At 67.0% G+C, this 20,926-nt stretch carries 16 protein-coding genes; 8 read left to right on the top strand and 8 right to left on the bottom strand.

The window, feature by feature from the left end; genetic code table 11:
• The first annotated feature begins 130 nt into the window (after window positions 1-130).
• A complete protein-coding gene (locus G7B67_RS03005) occupies window positions 131-1,540 on the top strand; it encodes a class II fumarate hydratase (protein ID WP_166207577.1) in 1,410 nt (469 codons plus the stop codon).
• Window positions 1,541-1,575: 35 nt separating this feature from the next.
• Here G7B67_RS03005 and G7B67_RS03000 read toward each other — a convergent pair whose 3' ends face one another.
• The 5 genes from G7B67_RS03000 to G7B67_RS02980 all read right to left on the bottom strand — a co-directional run bounded on the left by G7B67_RS03000 (window position 1,576) and on the right by G7B67_RS02980 (window position 5,049).
• A complete protein-coding gene (locus tag G7B67_RS03000; RefSeq protein ID WP_166207573.1) occupies window positions 1,576-2,394 on the bottom strand; it encodes a YggN family protein in 819 nt (272 codons plus the stop codon).
• 86 nt (window positions 2,395-2,480) lie between these two features.
• Window positions 2,481-3,458, bottom strand: coding sequence for an ABC-2 transporter permease (locus G7B67_RS02995; RefSeq protein WP_166207718.1), 978 nt, complete (start codon window positions 3,456-3,458; stop codon window positions 2,481-2,483).
• Window positions 3,459-3,535: 77 nt separating this feature from the next.
• Entirely contained in the window at window positions 3,536-4,417 is an 882-nt protein-coding gene (locus G7B67_RS02990) for an ABC transporter ATP-binding protein (protein ID WP_166207570.1), read from the bottom strand.
• Complete coding sequence (locus G7B67_RS02985; RefSeq protein ID WP_166207567.1) at window positions 4,414-4,776, bottom strand: GntR family transcriptional regulator; 363 nt, start codon at window positions 4,774-4,776, stop codon at window positions 4,414-4,416. The genes G7B67_RS02990 and G7B67_RS02985 overlap by 4 nt, the downstream gene beginning before the upstream one ends.
• A 3-nt stretch (window positions 4,777-4,779) precedes the next feature.
• On the bottom strand, window positions 4,780-5,049 hold the full coding sequence (locus G7B67_RS02980) for a hypothetical protein (protein ID WP_166207564.1): 270 nt from the start codon (window positions 5,047-5,049) through the stop codon (window positions 4,780-4,782).
• A 231-nt stretch (window positions 5,050-5,280) separates the two neighbouring features.
• Between G7B67_RS02980 and G7B67_RS02975 the strand changes: the two genes are divergently transcribed.
• The 5 genes from G7B67_RS02975 (at window position 5,281) to G7B67_RS02955 (ending at window position 9,452) form a co-directional block, all read left to right on the top strand.
• The gene (locus tag G7B67_RS02975) at window positions 5,281-6,222 is read left to right on the top strand and encodes an FKBP-type peptidyl-prolyl cis-trans isomerase (RefSeq protein WP_166207562.1); all 942 of its coding nucleotides are present in this window, start codon (window positions 5,281-5,283) and stop codon (window positions 6,220-6,222) included.
• Between the two features lie 79 nt (window positions 6,223-6,301).
• Window positions 6,302-7,087, top strand: a complete 786-nt coding sequence (locus G7B67_RS02970; protein WP_207780856.1) for an FKBP-type peptidyl-prolyl cis-trans isomerase — start codon at window positions 6,302-6,304, stop codon at window positions 7,085-7,087.
• Window positions 7,088-7,160: 73 nt separating this feature from the next.
• On the top strand, window positions 7,161-8,513 hold the full coding sequence (locus G7B67_RS02965) for a UDP-glucose dehydrogenase family protein (RefSeq protein ID WP_166207559.1): 1,353 nt from the start codon (window positions 7,161-7,163) through the stop codon (window positions 8,511-8,513).
• A complete protein-coding gene (locus G7B67_RS02960; protein ID WP_166207556.1) occupies window positions 8,513-8,743 on the top strand; it encodes a SlyX family protein in 231 nt (76 codons plus the stop codon). Before G7B67_RS02965 ends, G7B67_RS02960 begins: the two co-directional genes overlap by 1 nt.
• A gap of 34 nt (window positions 8,744-8,777) precedes the next feature.
• Window positions 8,778-9,452, top strand: coding sequence for a DUF2058 family protein (locus tag G7B67_RS02955; protein WP_166207553.1), 675 nt, complete (start codon window positions 8,778-8,780; stop codon window positions 9,450-9,452).
• A 99-nt stretch (window positions 9,453-9,551) separates the two neighbouring features.
• On the opposite strand, the gene metH is transcribed toward G7B67_RS02955, so the two are convergent.
• From metH to G7B67_RS02940, 3 genes are read right to left on the bottom strand one after another with little or no spacing between them, the layout of a single operon-like run.
• A complete protein-coding gene (metH, locus tag G7B67_RS02950; protein WP_166207550.1) occupies window positions 9,552-12,260 on the bottom strand; it encodes a methionine synthase in 2,709 nt (902 codons plus the stop codon).
• A 10-nt stretch (window positions 12,261-12,270) separates the two neighbouring features.
• Entirely contained in the window at window positions 12,271-13,401 is a 1,131-nt protein-coding gene (locus G7B67_RS02945) for a homocysteine S-methyltransferase family protein (RefSeq protein WP_166207547.1), read from the bottom strand.
• Window positions 13,398-14,327 carry an ArsR/SmtB family transcription factor gene (locus G7B67_RS02940; RefSeq protein ID WP_166207544.1) on the bottom strand — a complete coding sequence of 310 codons (930 nt, stop codon included), beginning with the start codon at window positions 14,325-14,327 and terminating at the stop codon, window positions 13,398-13,400. Before G7B67_RS02940 ends, G7B67_RS02945 begins: the two co-directional genes overlap by 4 nt.
• Window positions 14,328-14,666: 339 nt before the next feature.
• On the opposite strand from G7B67_RS02940, the gene G7B67_RS02935 reads away from it, so the two are divergent.
• Both G7B67_RS02935 and G7B67_RS02930 read left to right on the top strand, forming a co-directional pair.
• On the top strand, window positions 14,667-15,836 hold the full coding sequence (locus tag G7B67_RS02935) for an acyl-CoA dehydrogenase family protein (protein WP_425482404.1): 1,170 nt from the start codon (window positions 14,667-14,669) through the stop codon (window positions 15,834-15,836).
• A gap of 66 nt (window positions 15,837-15,902) precedes the next feature.
• Entirely contained in the window at window positions 15,903-20,855 is a 4,953-nt protein-coding gene (locus G7B67_RS02930) for an NAD-glutamate dehydrogenase (RefSeq protein WP_166207538.1), read from the top strand.
• Window positions 20,856-20,926 lie beyond the last annotated feature (71 nt).

Genomic DNA, 20,926 nt, shown 5'->3' with positions numbered 1-20,926 from the left:
TATGCTCTTGCTCGTCATTCCCGCGCAGGCGGGATCCAGGGCCGTCCGGGCGGCGTTACGCGACGTCCATGGATTCCTGCCCATGGGGGAATGACGAAGACATGGACCGCGTCATTTCCGGGAACCCATCATGGCCACAGCTGCGCGCAAGACCTTCCGCACCGAGCACGACAGCATGGGCGAGTTGCAGGTGCCGGCGGATGCACTCTGGGGCGCACAGACCCAGCGCGCGGTCGACAACTTCCCGATTTCCGGGCGCCCGCTGCCGCGCGGCTTCATTCGTGCGCTGGGCCTGATCAAGGCCGCGGCGGCCGAGGTCAATGCAGGTTTCGGATTGCTGCCGCAGGCGCAGGCGGCCGCGATCGGCAAGGCGGCGCTGGCGGTCGCTGTCGGCGAACACGACGCGCAGTTTCCGATCGACGTGTTCCAGACCGGATCGGGCACCTCAAGCAACATGAACGCCAACGAGGTGATCGCGACACTGGCGTCCCGCGCGCGGAGCAAGGTGCACCCCAATGACGATGTCAACCTCGGGCAGAGCTCCAACGATGTGATTCCAACCGCCATCCGCGTCTCCGCGCAGCTGGCGGCGGTGGAGCAGTTGCTGCCGGCGCTGAAGCACCTGCGCACGACCATCGAGCGTCGCGCCCGCTCGCTGCAGCGGATCACCAAGACTGGCCGCACCCACCTGATGGATGCGATGCCGTTGACCTTCGCGCAGGAGTTCGGTGCGTGGGCCGCGCAGCTGCAGTCGGCGCAGGCGCGCATCGAGGACAGCCTCAAGCGCCTGCGGCGACTGCCGATCGGCGGCACCGCGATCGGCACCGGCATCAACGCCGACCCGCGCTTCGGGAAGGCGATGGCGAAGGCCTTGTCGTCGTTGTCGGGGACGAAGTTCGAATCGGCCGACAACAAGTTCGAGGGCCTGGCGACGCAGGATGATGCGGTCGAGTTGTCGGGCCAACTCAATGCGCTGGCCGTGGCGCTGATGAAGATCGGCAACGACCTTCGATGGATGAATTCGGGCCCGCTGGCCGGACTGGGCGAAATCGAGTTGCCCGCGTTGCAACCCGGCAGCTCGATCATGCCCGGCAAGGTGAACCCCGTGATTCCTGAAGCGCTGTGCATGGTCTGTGCGCAGGTGATGGGCCACCACACGGCGATTACCGTTGCCGGCGCCAGCGGCAACTTCCAGCTCAACGTGATGCTGCCGTTGATCGCCAGCAATCTGCTGGATTCGATCGGGCTGCTGTCCAATGCGATGCGCTTGCTGGCCGACAAGGCGATTGCCGGATTGAAGGTCCGCCAGGATCGGGTCGCCGCGGCGCTGGATCGCAATCCGATCCTGGTGACGGCACTCAATCCACTCATCGGTTACGAGAAAGCGGCGGCGATCGCCAAGCGCGCCTATGCCGAACGACGGCCGATCCTGGAAGTCGCGAGGGAGATGAGCGGGCTTCCGGACAACGACTTGCGCAGACTGCTGGACCCTGTGGCGTTGACGGGGGAGGCGTCTCCAGTGCCTGGATCCGGTGACTGACGATGAATCCGGCGCGGAGTAGCCCGGCGGTGGCGTCAGTGCGCGGGTGTCGCCGCCGGGTCTCTGGTGGCGGTGTCGTCTGCGGTGGTTTCATCGCCGGATCGATGGCGCAGGACATCCCGGATGGTGCCGCGGACGTTCTCACGCACCTGCTGGCGGACCTCGTCGCGGATCTTGCCGCGCTCGGCCGTCGTCACCGAGGCGCCGTCCTTCCTGCAGTCGTCGATGTCCTCCTGGGTCATGTTGGCAAACGGCTTGAATGCCGGCAGCGACGCGGCCAGCCGCTGCTGGGTCGCGAGCATGGCGGGTAACTGGGTGCAGATCTGCATGGCCTGGGCTTCGATGCGATCGCCTTCAGCGTCGAAGCGGTCGCCGGTCTCGTCCGCATCGCCATGCAGCAGCCCTGAAATCGTGCCGAGCACGGCCTTGCCCGCGAGATCCGCACCCTGGACGCCGATGGCCATTCCGGTTTCCGCCACGCCGATCACCTCGCGGCGATAGTCGAGCAGCAAGGCCCGCTGCTCCTGCGTCACCGGGACCGGCTTGTCGTTCACGATCAGGTCGCCCCGGGGCGTGAGTTTCGCCCTGCTGCCGTCGCTGGAACTGCCGATGCGGAAGTGGTGGCCGGCCCCGAGCCTGACATCCGAGCCACCGCCCAGATCCAGGTCGCTTGTCTCCAACTCATGCCGGGCCTTGGTCATCGCGGACTCGACCGCGCGACCGAGCATCGTCTCGGGATGGGTGCCGCCGGTTGTCGCCGCGGCCGGCGTCGCTGTCGGCGCCCGTGCGCGATCGCAGGCGCCCAGCACGGCAACGAAGGACAGTGCCAGGAGCAGGGTGGAGGTCTTGGTCATGGGGTCCTCGTGACACTTGGGTTGAGGTTGGAGTCGGGATTGGCGTGCGTACTGCCCGGAGCATGGCCCGGGCGGACCAGGGCCGCTCAGCCTTCGTCGCGCCAGCGCCGCAGGCGGATCGCGGCGAAGATCATCAATGCGCCTGCCGCGACGCCGATCCACAGCTGCGGGGTCAGCAACACCGAGTACATCGACTGCAGGTTCAGCGCCTGGGTGATCGCCTGCGGACCATCGGTGTCGATCTTCCCGAAATGGGCGACGTTGAACCAGCTGCCGGGCACCGTGCTGAACAGCATGCGGGCGACGATGTTCTTCCAGAACCAGGAGGACTCCAGGTTGAAGACATTCATGATGTCGAACCAGCTGACGATGATGCCGGCGAACGCGGGGATCATCAGCGCCCACAGGAACGGCTTGCTGCGCGCCCAGGCCGAGCACAGCAGCAGCCAGCCCACGGTCGGCAGCGACCACAGGGCGTAGACCGGGACCGCGGCGATGAATTGCGCGGCGAGCGACAGCGGACTGCCCGGGCTCCAGAGCAACTGGACCGGATTGCCGCCATGCACCAGCACGATCACGCTGGACAGCAGTAGGAAGCCGAACATCGTCAGCAGCGCCGCGATCGAGGCGATCGCCGGGGCCACGACCGCGGCGCTCACCACCTTGGACAGGACGGTGTCGCGGTCGGACAGCGGCAGCGACTTCCAGAACAACACGCTGCGGTCCTTGCGCTCGTCGTAGAGCGCGCCAAGGCAGTAGAAGAACACCACGAACATCATCGCGATGAAGGGCCACAGCGAACTGACCAAGAGGCTGGCATCCACCGCACCACCGATCTGGCGCATGTCCTCGGGGCTCATCTTCGAGGTCAGCATGCCCAGGTCCAGCCCGTTGATCGACATGTGGCTGTTGCCGACATTGACGTCGCCCAGGTTGTGCGCGCGGCGGAGCATCACCTCGCCGGTGATGGCGGCCATTGCCGTCAGCATCAGCGAAATCCCGCCGGCCCAGATCGGAGCCCAGAAAAACCCGCCCTTGTGCTCCCAGAACTCGCGCCTGAGCATCAGTGCGAACTTGTGGGTGGCGTGCGGCGGGGCGACCGACGCCTGCGATCGGTTCTCTGAGGTGGAGGCGATTGCGTTCATGCGTAGGTTCCTTTCATCGTGGCGACGAACAGGTCGGCCAGGCCCGGAGTGCGGGTTTCACCCAATGCGGCCAGCTGAGCTTGGGGTACGCCGTCGAACAGCATCACCGTCTTGCCGAACGGCAGGGCGCGTTCGTCGACCGGTTGCAGCGCGCGGGCGGCATTGAGCTGCTCGGCGTTGACCAGCACTTCGACGTAGCGATCGCCGAGGTCCTCCATCGGCGCATCGAGCACGATCCGGCCGTCGCGGATGAACATCACGTCGGTGAGGATGTGTTCGATCTCCTCGACCTGGTGGGTGGTGACGATGATCGTCTTCTGCTCGTCGAAATAGTCTTCCAGCAGGCGCTGGTAGAACTGCTTGCGATAGAGGATGTCCAGGCCCAGGGTCGGCTCGTCGAGCACCAGCAGGCGGGCGTCGATCGCCATCACCAACGCCAGGTGCAATTGCACGATCATGCCCTTGGACATTTCGCGCACCCGCATCTGCGGCTTGAGCTGGGTGCCGTGCAGGAAGCGCTCGCAGCGACCGCGATCGAAGCGCGGATGGACGCCGGAGACGAACTCGATGGCCTCGCGCACCCGCATCCAGCGCGGCAGCACGGCCACGTCGGCGATGAAGCAGACATCGTTCATGAGCTCGTCGCGCTCTGTGCGCGGGTCGCGGCCAAGCACGCTCAGCTGGCCCTCGAACGGGATCAACCCCAGGATCGCCTTGAGCGCGGTGGTCTTGCCAGCGCCGTTGGGACCGATCAGGCCCAGGATGCGACCGGGCGCGACCTCGAAGCTGGTGCCGTCGAGGGCGAGCTTGTTCTTGTAAGCCTTGCGCAGGCCCCGGGCGCGGATCACCGGCGCCGTCGCTTGGTTGGCGGCATTCACTTCTCACCCCCGGTCTTGAGCAGGTCGGTTGCCGACAGCCCAAGGCGCTGGATGCGCTCCAGGACCAGCGGCCATTCCTCGCGCAGGAAGCGCTCCCGCTCGCTGGCGAGCAGCTTCCTTGATGCCTCTTCGGTGACGTACATCCCCAGTCCTCTGCGTTTTTCGACAAGTGCTTCGTCAGCGAGCTCCTGGTAGGCGCGCGAGACGGTGATCGGGTTGAGCTGGTATTCGGCGGCGACCTGGCGCACGGAGGGCAGGGCGTCGCCGGGCTTGAGGACGCCATCGAGCATCATCGCGATGACGCGCTCCTTGAGCTGGCGGTAGATGGGAGCGCCGTCGCTCCACGTGACTGCGGTCATCGGTCAGCTCCGGTTGCCGCGCAGTCCCTGCGCAAATGAGAAGTAGGGCAGCGCGAGCAGCGCGCGCGAGCGCCTCAGGTGATGGCGCTGGCCCGGACCGGGCGCAGGGTCGGCGACCAGGGGCGGCGTGCCGATCACGGCGTCATCGGCGGACAGCGCCTGGTGGCTCGCCTGCGACAGTGTCGTCGTCGGGCCACCCGCCAGCAGCAGCACGGCGAACACGGCGGAGGTGGTCGACAAGGCCAGCATGGAGTGTTGGAGCTTGCGGTTCATGGCGAGTGTCCTGCCCGGGGTAACTGGTGTTGTATGCAACTATAACACCACCACACGTAAGGTCAAGCGTCCCGACCCCAACTGATGGCAGGGGTGAGAAGGGCCCGCGGGGCAGCACGCAGACACCGCCTTGATCGGGGGGCATTCAAGGTTCCGGCGTTGCTCGACCCGGCGAGGATGGCGACAATGCGTGGTTTGGCGCCGGCAGGGCGCGACCACTGGAGTGTCACGATGAAGTTTTCCGCGCGCGGCCTGGCCGCGGTGTTGTGCCTTGCCGCTTTTTCGACAGTCCTGGCCCAGGAGAAGACCGTGCTCGACAGCGATCGCGACAAAGTCAGTTATGCGATCGGTCTCGACGTGGGCCACTCGATCAAGCCGGTCGGGCAGGACATGGACATCGCCACCTTCGAACAGGCGATCCGGGGCGCGTTCGCCGGTAACCCACCGCCGCTGACCGAAGCGCAGGCCAAGGCCACCGACGCCGCGTTGCGCGCGCGCGTCGCCGCACGCGACGGCAAGGCGGCTCCCGGCAGTGCTCCGGGGACGCCTCCACCCGTGGTCGACGAGGCGAAGGTCGGCCAGCTCGTCGGCGGATTGATGGTCGGACCCTCGCTGGTACCGATCAAGGGCGAGATCGAACTGCCGGTGCTGATCCAGGCCGTTCGCACTGTCCTGGCGGATGGCCAGCCGCTGCTTGCCGATGCCGATGCCAAGGCGGTGCTGGAGGCTTTCAGCCAGCGCATGCAGGGCAAGCTGCAGGCCAGGGCGGCCGCCGAGGGCCAGAAGAACCAGGCCGAAGGCGCTGCCTTCCTGGCGAAGAACAAGCTGGTCAAGGGTGTCTTCACCACGCCTTCGGGCCTGCAGTACATGGTCCTGAGGCAGGGATCGGGTCCGCGCCCGGCGGTCACCGACCATGTACGCGTCAACTACCGGGGCTCCCTGCTGGACGGCACCGTGTTCGACAGTTCCTACGACCGCGGCCAGCCGGTCGATTTCGGGCTCGACCAGGTGATTCCCGGCTGGACGGAGGGCGTTGCGCTGATGCCGGTGGGCTCGAAGTATCGTTTCTGGATCCCCGGGGCCCTCGCTTACGGCGCCAAGGGAACCCCGGGTGGCCCCATCGGTCCCAATGCCACCCTGGTGTTCGATGTCGAGTTGCTGGATATCCAGTAATCCCGTTCGCGGAACCACCATCCCCTTGCCCGCGCGCACTGCGCGGGCAGCCCCACCGAACCATGGAGTCTCCCCAGCAATGAAGCCTTTCCTGCGCATCCCCGCCATGGTCCTCACCGCCGCCGCACTGACGGTCCTGGCGGCCGGGTGCAAACCTGGCGACAAATCGGCCGACAAGGACACCGCCGTAACCGCTGCCGGCAAGACCACCGATGCCAAGGCGATCCCCGGCCTGCCCACCGAAAAGGACCAGGTCAGCTACATGATCGGCATGGCCATGGGCAAGCAGCTGGACATGGCCAAGGACGAGATCGACGTCGACGTGCTGACCAAGGCGATCCGTGCCTCGCTCGCCGGCCAGAAGCTGTTGCTCACCGACCAGCAGGCCGCGCAGATCGCGCAGGATTTCTCGCAGAAGATGCAGGCCAAGCAGATCGCCAAGATGGCGGCCGACGCCAAGACCAACCTGGCGGCCGGCGAGGCGTTCCTGGCCAAGAATGCCAAGGCGCCGGGGGTGCATACCACCGCGTCGGGCCTGCAGTACCAGGTGATCACCGAAGGCAAGGGTCCCAAGCCCACCGCGGCCGATACCGTCAGCGTCAACTACAAGGGCACGCTGCTCGATGGCAAGACCTTCGACAGCTCCTACGATCGCGGCGAGCCGGCCACCTTCCCGCTGCAGCAGGTCGTTCCGGGCTGGCAGGAAGGCATCGCGCTGATGCCGGTCGGCAGCAAGTACAAGTTCTGGATCCCGGCCAGCTTGGGCTACGGCGACAAGGGCACGCCGGGCGGCCCGATCCCGCCCAACGCCACGCTGGTGTTCGAAGTCGAGCTTCTTGACATCGCTAAACAGGGCGGCAAATAAACTCTCTGGCCTGTGACGCCGGCGGCAGTCGTCGCCGGCGTCTTCGTTTCCAGGCTATCAACGAGGAGAGTGCATGCGCGTCACCATTTTCGGGACCGGTTATGTCGGCCTGGTCACCGGTACCTGCCTGGCCGAAGTCGGCCATGACGTGGTCTGCGTGGATATCGATGCGGCCAAGGTCGCGGGACTCGATCGCGGCATCATCCCGATCTTCGAACCCGGGCTCGAACCCATGGTCAAGGAGAACCATGCCGCGGGCCGGCTGCAGTTCACCACCGACGCGAAGGCGGCGATCGGCCATGGCGAGATCGTCTTCATCGCGGTCGGCACGCCGCCGGACGAGGACGGCAGCGCCGACTTGCAGTACGTGCTGAAGGTCGCACGGACCATCGGTGAACACCTGGAGCGTCCGGCGGTGGTGGTCGACAAGTCGACCGTGCCGGTGGGCACCGCCGACAAGGTGCGCGCGACGATCGCCAAGGCACTGGCGGCGCGTGGCGCGGACATCGCCTTCGATGTCGTCTCCAATCCTGAGTTCCTCAAGGAAGGCGCCGCCGTCGAGGACTGCATGCGCCCGGACCGGATCGTGATCGGCGCCGACAACCCCGCGGTGATCGAAAAGCTCAAGCGCCTGTACGCGCCGTTCAACCGCAACCATGACCGCATCGTCACCATGGACGTGCGCGCCGCCGAACTGACCAAGTACGCCGCCAATGCGATGCTGGCGACCAAGATCAGTTTCATGAACGAGATCGCCAACATCGCCGAGCGCGTCGGGGCCGACATCGAGATGGTGCGACAGGGCATCGGCTCGGACCCGCGCATCGGCTGGCACTTCATCTATCCGGGCGCCGGTTACGGCGGTTCGTGCTTCCCGAAGGACGTGCAGGCGCTGGCGCGCACCGCGCAGCAGATGGGCTACGAATCGCGGCTGCTCAACGCGGTCGAAGCGGTCAACGACGCGCAGAAGGGGCACCTGTTCGAACTCATCCAGCGCCACTACGGCGACAAGGGCATCCGCGGCAGGACCTTCGCGGTCTGGGGCCTGGCGTTCAAGCCCAATACCGACGACATGCGCGAGGCCTCCAGCCGGCGATTGCTGCCGCAACTGTGGGAAGCCGGCGCGACCGTGCGCGCCTACGACCCTGAAGCACGCAAGGAGGCGGAGCGGATCTTCGGCCAGCGTGACGACCTGGTGCTGTGCGACAGCGCCAGCGACGCGCTCGACGGCGCGGACGCGCTGGTCGTGGTGACCGAATGGAAGCAGTTCCGCAGCCCGGACTTCGGCAGGCTGCGCGGACGCCTGCGCGACGCGGTGGTTTTCGACGGCCGCAACCTCTACGCACCGGCGGACGTGGAAGCGGCCGACATCGCGTATTACGGCATCGGTCGCGGTCGCTCGATCGCCATCGGCGCGGACGCCTGATGGATCGCGCAGCGCCCGTGATGTCGTTGGAGCAGCGACTGACGGAACTGGAAACCAGGCTTGCGTTCCAGGAACATGCCCTGGCCGAGATGAGCGACGCGCTGGCCGCGTCGCGCATCGAGGCCGCGCGCAATGCCGAGCTGCTGCGCCGGGCGCTGGACGACATGAAGCAATCGCGCGGCGAGTTCTTCGCCGATCCCGCCGCCGAGCCCCCGCCACCGCATTACTGACCAGAATGAACGACCGGAACCCGTCGCCGCCCGCATGACCGACTCCCTTCGCGACCAGTTGCTCGGTCTTGGCTTCAAGCCCGCACCGAAACCCGAACGCAAGCCGCAACCGCGTCCCGCGCCTTCCGCCCGCGCGCCGGACAACCGTTCGCCAGCGCGCCCGGCCGGGCGTCCGTCGTCCGGCGCCAGGCCCGCGCAGGGCAACCCGCGTGGCGCCGCGAAGTCGCCCGGCAAGGCGCCCAATCCCGCCAACCGGCATCCGCACGGCCAGCCGCGCAGTCGCGAGGACATCGACCTTGCCAAGGCGTACGCGATCCGCGCCCAGCGGGAGAAGGACGAACGCATCGAAGCGGAGCGACTGAAGCAGGAACAGGCCCGGCAGCGGCGCGAAGCCAAGGCCAGGCTCGGCGACTTCATCAAGGACAAGGCCCTCAACGATCCCACGGCCGAGATCGCCAGGCATTTCGATTACGGCGGCAAGATCAAGCGCATCCACGTCACCGAAGCCCAGCTCAAGGCGCTCAATGCCGGGGAGCTCGGCGTGGTGCAGGTCGACGGCCGTTACCTGCTGGTCGCTGCGGCCGTGCTCGCAGAAGCCGAGACGATCTTCCCCGCTGCAATCGCGCTGAAGGTCGACCCGGATGCGCCCGCGGCGGACGATCCCTATGCCGATCCGCGATACCAGGTGCCGGACGATCTGGTCTGGTAGGACTTCGCAGCGGCGCGCCATGCGCGCGGGCACTGATGGCAGCGATGTTGGCGCGCAACGTCGCCAGCGCTGGCAAGCGAAGAGCGGGTTCGGGGTGCGCTACTCCGGGTCGTAATCCAAGTTCGATGCCAGCCAGCGTTCGGCCTGGGCCAGGCTGGCGTCCTTGCGCTGCGCATAGTCGGCGGCCTGTTCCTTCGAGACCCGGCCGACGACGAAATACTGGCTCTGCGGATGGCTGAAGTAATAGCCGCACACCGCCGCCGCGGGCAGCATGGCGAAGCTTTCCGTCAGCTCCATCGATGCGTTGGTCTCGGCATCGAGCATCCGGAACAGCGTCGCCTTCTCGCTGTGTTCCGGACACGCCGGATAGCCCGGAGCGGGGCGGATGCCACGATAGGCCTCGCCGATCAACTGCCCGGCATCCAGCGCCTCATCGGCCGCGTAGCCCCAGAGCTCCTTGCGCACCCGCTGGTGGATCCGTTCGGCGAGCGTCTCGGCGAGGCGATCGGCCAGTGCCTTGAGCAGGATCGCGTTGTAATCGTCGTGATCGGCCTGGAAACGCGCGATGTGCGGCTCGATGCCCAGCCCGGCGGTGACGGCGAAGGCGCCGATCCAGTCCTGCTTCCCGGATTCCTTCGGTGCGATGAAATCGGCCAGGCAGAAATCCGGTCGTTCGGCGGGCTTGTCCACCTGCTGGCGCAGGAAGTGCAGCGTTGTCGTGGCACGCGCTTCACCGGCGGGGAAGGCGACCTCGACATCGTCGCCGCTGCTGTTCGCCGGCCAGATGCCGACGACCGCCTTGGCGGTCAGCCACTTTTCATCGACGATCCGCCGCAGCATCGCCCGCGCATCGCCGAACAGCTCGCGTGCCTGGGCGCCGACGATCGCGTCGTCGAGGATGGCTGGATAGCGCCCGGCCAGTTCCCAGGCATTGAAGAACGGGGTCCAGTCGATCAGCTCGACCAGGTCGCCCAGCGGGTAATCGTCGAAGACCGTGATCCCGGGTTGCCGGGGCACGGGCGGCGTGTAATCGGCCCAGCCGCCATCGAAACGCTGCCCGCGCGCATGCGCCAGCGACACCAGCCGCTTGGCGTCGCCGCGGTTGCGATGGCGGGTACGGATCTCGGCGAAGTCGGCATCGTTGGCGGCGACGAAGGCACCCTTCAGGTCCGCGCTGATCAGCGACTGCGCCACGCCCACCGCGCGCGAGGCGTCCTTCACCCAGACCGTCGGCGACTTGTAGTGCGGGTCGATCTTCAGCGCCGTGTGCGCACGCGAGGTGGTCGCGCCGCCGATCAGCAGCGGGATCGTGAATCCCTGGCGCTGCATTTCCCGGGCGACGTGGCCCATCTCCTCCAGCGACGGCGTGATCAGGCCCGACACGCCGATGAGATCGGCGTTCTCGGCGCGCGCGCGATCGAGGATGGTCTGTGCCGGCACCATCACGCCCAGGTCGACGACCTCGAAGTTGTTGCAGGCCAGAACCACCCCGACGATGTTCTTGCCGATGTCGTGGACGTCACCCTTGACCGTCGCCATGACGATCTTGCCGTTGGACTTGCCGGTGTCGCCGGTACGCAGTTTCTCGGCTTCGATGTAGGGCAGCAGGTAGGCCACGGCCTTCTTCATCACGCGCGCGGACTTCACCACCTGCGGCAGGAACATCTTGCCAGCGCCGAACAGGTCGCCGACGACGTTCATGCCGTCCATCAGCGGGCCTTCGATGACATCCAGCGGCCGCGGCGACAACTGCCGCGCCTCCTCGGTGTCGACCTCGATCCACTGGTCGATGCCGTGCACCAGCGAATGGCTCAGTCGCGCACGCACCGGGCGTTCGCGCCAGCCCAGGTCCTCGACCTTCTTCTCGCCCTTCTTTCCCTTGTAGCGGTCGGCGATCTCGAGCAGGCGCTCGGTCGCGTCGCGGCGGCGGTTGAGCACCACGTCCTCGACCCGCTGGCGCAGGTCCACGTCGAGGTCGTCGTACAGGGGCAGGGCGCCGGCATTGACGATCCCCATGTCCATGCCGGCCCGAATCGCGTGGTACAGGAACACGACGTGGATGGCCTGGCGCACCGGCTCGTTGCCGCGGAACGAGAACGAGACGTTGGAGACGCCACCGGAAATATGGCTGAACGGAAATCGCCGCCGCAGCTCGCGCGCCGCTTCGATGAAGTCGACCGCGTAGTTGTCGTGCTCCTCGATGCCGGTGGCGATGGCGAAGATGTTCGGGTCGAAGATGATGTCTTCCGGCGGGAACCCGATGTCGTCGGTCAACAGCCGGTACGCGCGCGAACAGATCTCGACCTTGCGCTGCGCGGTATCGGCCTGGCCGTCCTCGTCGAACGCCATCACCACCACCGCCGCGCCATACCGGCGCACCAGCCGCGCCTGCCGCAGGAATTCCGCTTCGCCTTCCTTCATCGAGATCGAATTGACGATGCCCTTGCCCTGCAGGCACTTCAGCCCGGCTTCGATCACCGTCCACTTCGAGCTGTCGACCATCACCGGCACGCGCGCGATGTCCGGTTCGGCGGCGATCAGGTGCAGGAACTCCACCATCGCCTTCTCCGAGTCGAGCATGCCCTCGTCCATGTTGACGTCGATCACCTGCGCCCCGCTTTCGACCTGCTGGCGCGCGACGGCAACGGCTTCGTCGTAGCGGTTCTCCAGGATCAACTTTTTGAACTGCGCCGAGCCGGTGACGTTGGAGCGCTCGCCGATGTTGATGAAGTTGCTTTGCGCGGTGATCTGCAGCGGCTCCAGGCCGCTGAGCCGGGTCTGGCGGGGAAGGGTGGCGTCGCGGTTCATGTGCTGCTCGTCAGGCGGCCGCGCCCAGCGCGGGTGCTTCCAGGGCGGGAATCCGTCGCGGCGGCAATCCACGCACGGCTCCCGCGATCGCGGCGATGTGCCCGGGGGTGGTGCCGCAACAGCCGCCGACGAGGTTCAACAGTCCTGCTTGGGCGAACTCACGCAGCATTCCGGCCATGTCTTCCGGTGTTTCGTCGTAGCCACCGAAGGCATTGGGCAGCCCCGCATTCGGGTGGGCGCTGACATGGACATCGGCCACCTGCGACAGGATGTCGACATGCGCACGCAGGTCTTTCGCGCCGAGCGCGCAGTTCAGGCCGATCGACAGCGGCTGCGCATGCCGCAACGAATACCAGAAGGCTTCGGCCGTCTGTCCCGACAGCGTGCGGCCGGAAGCATCGGTGATCGTGCCGGAAATCATCACCGGCAAGCGGCCCCCACGCGCTTCGAACTCGTCCTCGATCGCGAACAACGCCGCCTTGGCGTTCAGGGTGTCGAAGATGGTTTCCACCATCAACACGTCGCTGCCGCCATCGATCAATCCGCTGGCGGCTTCGCGATAGGCGGCCGCCAGCTCGTCGAAGCTGATCGCGCGGAAGCCGGGGCGATTGACGTCCGGACTCAGCGAGGCCGTGCGGCTGGTCGGGCCGAGCACGCCGATGGTGAACCGCGGCTTCGACGGATCGCGCGCCTCGGCGACGTCGCAGGCCTGGCGTGCCAGCCGGGCGGCTTCGACGTTCAACTCCCGCACCAGGTGTTGCAGGTGGTAGTCCGACAGCGAGATCGCCGTCGAATTGAAGGTGTTGGTCTCGATCAGATCCGCGCCGGCATCCAGGTAAGCGGCGTGGATGCCACGGATCAGCGTCGGTTGCGTCAAGGTCAGCAGGTCGTTGTTGCCGCGTTGGTCGTGGGCGTCGGTGGCGTGTGCCGCGCAGTCGCAGCCGGCCGCGTGCGTCGCGCCCTGCCGGGCGAAGAGCGTGTCGTAACCGTTGGCGAAACGCTCGCCGCGATAGTCCGCCTCCTGCAGCTCGTGGCGCTGGATCATGGTGCCCATCGCGCCGTCGATGACGAGGATGCGCTCGCCCAGGGCCGCCTGCAGTAGCGCGACGCGGGTTGGATGCAGCCACGGAAGCGTGTTCATGGCTTGCTCCCGATCAGCGAGATCACCTCGAAGTGCGGTGGCCGCCGCTCGCGCGTGACGGTTTCGCAGGTGGCGATCCTCAATCCGGATTTCTCGGCAAAGCGCCGCAGCTCCTTGTCGCTGAAGCCAAGGTTGACGTGGCCAAACGCCTCCACCACGGCGCGATGCTCGTGATGGGCCAGGCTGCTGAGCAGCAACCGGCCGCCCCGGCGTAGCACGCGTGCGGCTTCGGCCACGGCCTGTGCCGGCTTGCTGGCATAGGTGAGCGCATGCATCAGCACCACCAGGTCGAAACTGCCGTCGTCGAAGGGCAGGGCATGCATGTCGCCTTCGCGCACTTCGACATTGGCGAAGCGGCGCAGGCGTTCGGCGGCCGCGGCAACCACGCGCGCACTGGTGTCGATGCAGACATAGCGGCGCGAATGCGGCGCCAGCAGTTCTGCGAGCACGCCGTCGCCGGACGCAATGTCGAGCACGTCGCCCGGTTCGAGCAGCGGCAGCGCGGTGCGTGCCAGGGCTTCCCAGGTGCGCCCGGGTGAGTAATGCCGCTCCATGTCGCCGGCGACCGAGTCGGCCCAGTTCTGGTCGGCAGCGCGCATCGCCAGCACCCCGGGCACGCGCTCGGCATCCTGGCGCAGCAGCGGATCGTCGCTGCCGCTGCTGATCGAATGCCACAGGGCCCGCTGCGCGGGATCCAGCGCGCTTTCTTCGAAGCGGTAATAGGCCGACACGCCGGAGCGGCGATCGCGCACCAGGCCGGCTTCCTTCAGCTTGGCCAGGTGGGTGGACACGCGTGGCTGCGCCAGCTGGGTGATCGCGGACAGCTCGGCGACGGTGAGTTCCTCACCGGTCAACAGGCTCAGCAGGCGGACCCGGGTGGCATCGGCAAACACCCGCAGCCGATTGGACCAGCCTTCGAGATCCATGAATATCTTTCCATCGCGATTCAGCGATAGAAAGTACGCCGGGCAGGGGGCCTGCGTCAAGGAGGCCCGTGGGGGAAGGCCGGGGCAGCACCGCGCATCGGCTGCCCAGGTGTGGCCGAATCATCCACGGCGTCGGCGTGCGCCCGCTTCCGCCGGCGCGCGTTTCCGGCGGCAAGGGTACGGGAGAAGCCGCGCGCGCCGGAAGCGGCAAAGGGGAATCTTTCCCTCGCTCTGCACGAAAGCCTGCGGCAAGCGAGGCTTTGCGCACCAGAAGGCGACGGCCCCGCCCTGGCGACGCGCGGTCCAGGGTCTGCACAGCCGCTACAATGCCGGGCTCCGATTTCCTCTCGAGGTGCCGGCGTGGATTTTCGTTTCACCGAAGAACAGCTGCTGATCCAGGACGTGGCCCGGCGCATCGCGCAGGAAAAGATCGCGCCGACCGCGGAGCACTTCGACCGCAGCGGCGAATTCCCGCTGGAAAACATCCGGCTGCTCGGTGAAAACGGGCTCATGGGCATCGAGGTGCCGGCCGAATACGGCGGCGCCGGCATGGATCCGATCGCCTACGTGCTGGCGATGGTGGAAATCGCGGCCGCCGATGCGGCGCATTCGACCATCATGTCGGTCAACAATTCGCTCTTCTGCAACGGCATCCTCACCCACGGCACCGAAGCCCAGAAGCAGAAGTACGTGCGCGAGATCGCCGAGGGCAAGGAAATCGGCGCCTTCGCGCTGACCGAGCCGCAATCCGGCTCCGATGCGACCGCGATGCGTTGCCGCGCGGTGAAGCAGGCCGACGGCAGCTTCGTCATCAACGGCAAGAAGAGCTGGATCACCTCCGGGCCGGTCGCCAAATACATCGTCCTGTTCGCGATGACCGATCCGGACAAGGGCGCGCGCGGCATCACCGCGTTCCTCATCGACACCACGCGCCCGGGCTTCCATCGCGGCAAAACCGAACCCAAGCTCGGCATCCGCGCCTCGGCCACCTGCGAGATCGAATTCGAGGATTACGTCGCGCCTGCCGAAGACGTCCTCGGTGTCGAAGGGCAGGGCTTCAAGATCGCGATGGGCGTGCTCGACGCCGGCCGCATCGGCATCGCCTCGCAGGCCATCGGCATCGCGCGCGCCGCCTACGAGGCGACGCTGGCCTACGTCAAGGAGCGCAAGGCCTTCGGCCAGCCGATCGGCGCGTTCCAGATGACGCAGGCCAAGATCGCCGACATGAAGTGCAAGCTCGACGCATCGTTGCTGCTGACGCTGCGCGCGGCCTGGCTCAAGGGCCAGGGCGAGCGTTTCACCACCGAGGCCGCGGTCGCCAAGCTCACCGCGTCCGAAGCCGCGATGTGGATCGCCCACCAGGCCGTGCAGATCCACGCCGGCATGGGCTATTCCAAGGAAATGCCGATCGAGCGCTATTTCCGCGACGCCAAGATCACCGAGATCTACGAAGGCACCAGCGAGATCCAGCGCCTGGTGATCGCGCGACAAGAAACCGGGCTGCGCTGACGCAGCGGCCCGCACTCGCGGGCCTTGGACCGGAACCCCCACATCCGCAATGGACCGACCCTTTCCATGAGCGCAACCAAGAAAACGATCCGCGTCGCCACCCCCGGCGACGGCGACGGCGTGTCCCTCGTCCAGGTCTTCGCCGCGCTGCGCAAGCGCGTGCCGAAGGAGCAGCAGGCGCAGGCGGAAGCCTTCGCCAAGATCTTCTACCGGCGGATGAGCGCCGAGGAGTTCGCCCATCACTCGCCCGATGCGTGGGCGGCGCTGGCCGCGGATTTCCTGGATCTTGCGCGCGTGCGCAAGCCGGGCACGGCGAAAGTGCGTGTGTTCAACGCCAACCTGAAGCAGCACGGTCTCGAGTCGCCGCACACGATGGTGCAGATCGTCAACGACGACATGCCGTTCCTGGTCGATTCGGTGACCATGGCGCTGGCCGAACACGGCATCGGTGTCCACGTGCTCGGACATCCGGTGCTGAAGTTCACGCGCGACAGGGCCGGGCGCCTGCTCGAAGTCGGGGAAGGCACACCGGAGTCGCTGATCCACCTGGAGATCGACCGCCAGCCGGCCGAAGCCATGGCGGGGATCATCGACACCATCCAGCAGCGGCTGGACGACGTGCGCGCGATCGTCGCCGACTGGGATTGCATGCGCGCGCGGATGCTCGAAGTCGCCGACGAACTGGCGACGCGCAAGATGCCGGTGTCCGACGCCGGTCGCGCCGAGGCGCAGGAATTCCTGCGCTGGGCGGCCGACGACCACTTCACCTTCCTGGGCTATCGCGAATACGAAGTCACCGGGAAGGGCAGCGACGAGGTGCTGTGCCCGCTCGAATCCTCCGGGATGGGCCTGCTGCGCGGCAAGGACACCCGCAAGCCCCGCACGCTGAAGTCGCTGGCCGCGCATTACATGCCGCAGTCGGGATCGGTCGATGCGCTGATCCTGACCAAGACCAACGCGCGCGCCACCGTGCATCGCCCGGGGTACATGGATTACATCGGCGTGCTGAAGTTCGACGCCAAGGGCAAGCCTGTCGCCGAGCAGCGTTTCATCGGCCTGTACACGTCCAGCGCCTACAACCGCCGGCCCTGGGAAATCCCGCTGGTGCGCGGCCGCCACGAATACGTGATGGAGCAGTCGGGCCTCAACCCGTCCGGCCACAGCGGCAAGGCGCTGCGCCACATCCTCGAGACGCTGCCGCGCGACGAGCTGTTCCAGTCCAACGAGGCGGAACTGCTGCGCACCGCCAGCGGCATCCTCGGCCTGCAGGAGCGCGTGCGCAGCAAGCTGTTCCTGCGCCGCGACCGCTACGGCCGGTTCTTCTCGGCGCTGGCCTACATCCCCCGCGATCGCTTCAACACCGAAATCCGGACCCGCATCGAGGTGATGCTCAAGCGCGAGCTGCATGGCGAAAGCGTCGACACCACCGTGCAGGTGGGTGAGTCGCCGCTGGCGCAGCTGCACATGATCGTGCGCCCGCGCAGCGGCGAGGTCGTCGACATCGACACCACCGAGCTCGAAGCCGAACTGGCGGAGATCGTCCGCAACCGCCACGACGACCTGCGCGAGCAGCTGCTCGCCCGCCATGGCGAGGAGCAGGGCCTGAAGCTGGCCAACCTCTACGGCCGCGCCTTGCCCGCCGGCTACCTGGAGCAGGTCACCCCTGCCGCGGCCGCCGACGATGTCGAATCGCTCGCCGCGCTTTCCGGGGCGGACGACCTTCGCATCAGCCTGTACCGGCGCGAGGACGACAGCCTGCGGCTGAAGTTCTATCGGCTTGGCGACGACATCCCGCTGTCCGACATCCTGCCGATGATGGAGAACATGGGCTTGCGGGTGATGGCCGAGCATCCCTACCGGCTCGAGATCGGCGAGCGCATCGCCTACCTGCAGGATTTCGAGGTCGAATCCCTGCGCGGCAATCTCGACGTCACCCGCGTCGACGAGAATTTCGAGGAAGCCTTCGCCCAGTTGTGGCGCGGCCAGGCCGAGAACGACGGCTTCAATCGCCTGATCCTCGGCGCCGGCTTGTCATGGCGCCAGGTCGCGATGCTGCGCGCGTACTGCAAGTACCTGCAGCAGGTCGGCGTGCCGTTCTCGCAGGCCTATGTCGAGCAGACGCTGTCGCATTACCCGGTGCTGGCGCGATTGCTGGTGGAACTGTTCGAGGCGCGCTTCGATCCGGCCACGGGGAGCGAGGGCAAGGCCGTCATCCAGGACGGGATGCAGCGCCTGCAGCGGCAGTTCGAGGCGCTGACCGGTGGCGATGCCGCCATGCTCGCCGCGCTCAAGCCGGTGGTCGAGGCGCGCGCCGCCACCCGCGAGCGCCAGGTCGAAGCCACCCGCGCCGCATTGCTGGGCATGCTGGACCGCGTATCGAGCCTGGACGAAGACCGCATCCTGCGCAGCTTCATCGGCGTGATCGACGCGACCCTGCGCACCAGCTATTACCTCAACGTGCTCGGCATCGCGCGCGCCGATGGCGGGCCGCGCGACTACGTCAGCTACAAGCTCGATTCGGCACTGGTGCCGGACCTGCCCAAGCCGCGTCCCTATCGCGAGATCTGGGTCTATGGTCCGCGCGTGGAAGGCGTGCACCTGCGCTTCGGCCCGGTCGCGCGCGGCGGCCTGCGCTGGTCGGATCGGCGCGAGGATTTCCGCACGGAAGTGCTGGGCCTGGTCAAGGCGCAGATGGTCAAGAACACGGTCATCGTGCCGGTCGGTTCCAAGGGCGGCTTCTTCTGCAAGCAGCTGCCGAGCCCGGCGGTGGATCGCGATGCGTGGCTGGCCGAAGGCATCGCCTGCTACCAGCGCTTCATCAACGGCCTGCTCGACATCACCGATAACCTGGTCGGTCGTGAGGTCGTGCATCCGCAGCATGTCCTGCGCCGCGACGGCGACGATCCGTACCTCGTGGTCGCCGCCGACAAGGGCACGGCGACCTTCTCCGACATCGCCAACGCGATCGCGCGGGCGCACGGCTATTGGCTCGACGACGCCTTCGCATCCGGCGGCTCGGTGGGCTACGACCACAAGGCCATGGGCATCACGGCCAAGGGCGCGTGGGAGTCGGTCATGCGCCACTTCCGCGCGATGGGCCGCGACACCCAGAAGGAAGACTTCACCTGCGTCGGCATCGGCGACATGTCCGGCGACGTGTTCGGCAACGGCATGCTGTTGTCCAAACACATCCGGCTGGTGGCGGCGTTCGACCACCGCCATGTGTTCCTGGATCCCGACCCGGATGCGGCGGCTTCGTTCAAGGAGCGCAGCCGGATGTTCAAGCTGCCGCGCTCGTCGTGGGAGGACTACAACAAGGCGCTGATCAGCAAGGGCGGCGGGGTTTACCCGCGTTCGGCCAAGTCGATCGCGCTCACGCCGGAAGCCAGGGCGGTGCTTGGCATCGACGCCGGCATCGCGGCGATGAGCCCGGCCGAACTGATGAACGCCATCCTCAAGGCGCCGGTCGACCTGTTCTGGAACGGCGGCATCGGCACCTACGTCAAGTCCAGCACGGAGACGAATGCCAACGTCGGCGACCGAGCGAACAACGCCCTGCGCGTCGACGGCCGCGAGCTGCGCTGCAAGGTCGTGGGCGAGGGCGGCAACCTCGGCTTCACCCAGCTCGGGCGCATCGAGGCGGCGCAGCACGGCGTGCTGCTCAACACCGACTTCATCGACAACTCCGCCGGCGTGGACACCTCCGACCATGAGGTGAACATCAAGATCCTGCTCAACGGCGAGGTGCAGAAGAAGAAGCTCACCTACGAGGCGCGCAACACGCTGCTGGCGTCGATGACCAACGAAGTCGCCGCGCTGGTGCTCAACGACAACTACCGCCAGAACCAGGCGCTGAGCCTGATGCAGCGGATGAGCCTGAGCCGGCTGGGTTCCAAGCAGCATTTCATCCGCACGCTGGAGTCGCAGGGGTTGCTGGACCGGCAGATCGAATTCCTGCCGTCCGACGCCGAGATCGCCGAGCGCAAGGCGCGCGGGCAGGGGCTGACGCGGCCGGAGCTCGCGGTGCTGCTGTCGTATTCCAAGCTCGTCGCCTTCCAGCAGCTGCTGGTGTCCGACGTGCCGGAGGACCCGTACCTGTCGAAGGAGCTGATCCGCTACTTCCCCGAGCCGCTGCAGGTGAAGTACGCCAAGGCGATGGAGCACCATCGCCTCAAGCGCGAGATCATCGCCACCGCGGTCACCAACTCCACCATCAACCGGATGGGCGCGACGTTCCTGCTGCGCATGCAGGAAGACACCGGCCGTACGCCCGGTGAAGTCGCCAAGGCCTACACCATCACCCGCGAAACGCTGGATGCCCGGCAGTTGTGGGCGCAGATCGACGCGCTCGACGGCAAGGTCGCCGAATCGGTGCAGATCGACGCCCTGCAGGTGATCTGGAACCTGCAGCGCTCGTTCACGCGCTGGCTGCTGTCGCGCCCGGGTGCGATCCCCGACATCTCCACTGCCGTGGATCGTTACCACGACGGTTTCCGCGAGATCCGCGCCGGCGAGAGCATCCTGCCGCCCGCGCAGCGCCCGGCCTACGAGGAGAGCATCCGCGAGTGGAAGCAGAAGGGCGTGCCGTCCGAACTCGGTGGCCAGCTGGCGGCGCTGCCGTACCTGGAGTCCTGCCCGGACATCATCGAGGTCGCGCGCGAGCGCAGGCTCAAGCCGATCGACGTGGCGCGCGTTCATTTCCGCCTCGGCGAAGCGCTCAACGTGCCGTGGCTGCTGGCGCAGATCGACGCGTTGCCGGTCGAGGGCCGCTGGCATGCGGTCGCCCGCGGCGTGCTGCGCGACGAACTGGCCGCGCAGCAGCGCGCGCTGGTGCAGCAGGTGCTGGCGATGCCGGGCACCACGCCCGATGCGAAAGTCCAAGGCTGGCTGCAGCGCGACGATGCGTCGCTGCGGTTCACGTTGTCGATGCTGGCCGAGCTGGCTGCGCAGAAGACGCTCGACTATCCGACCGCATCGGTTGCGGTGCAGCGGCTGTCGCAGCTGGCGTCGCGCGGCTAGGTCCTGCACCCCGGGCGTCGCCTGCGGGGCGCCCCCTTCGCGCTCGCCGCTCCTGCTGGTCTGCCCGTGCA

Source organism: Cognatiluteimonas telluris (assembly GCF_011320095.1).
Classification (GTDB): Bacteria; Pseudomonadota; Gammaproteobacteria; order Xanthomonadales; family Xanthomonadaceae; genus Cognatiluteimonas; species Cognatiluteimonas telluris.
The sequence above is the reverse complement of the archived record's forward strand: the minus strand, read 5'-3'. Positions and strand labels throughout refer to the sequence as shown.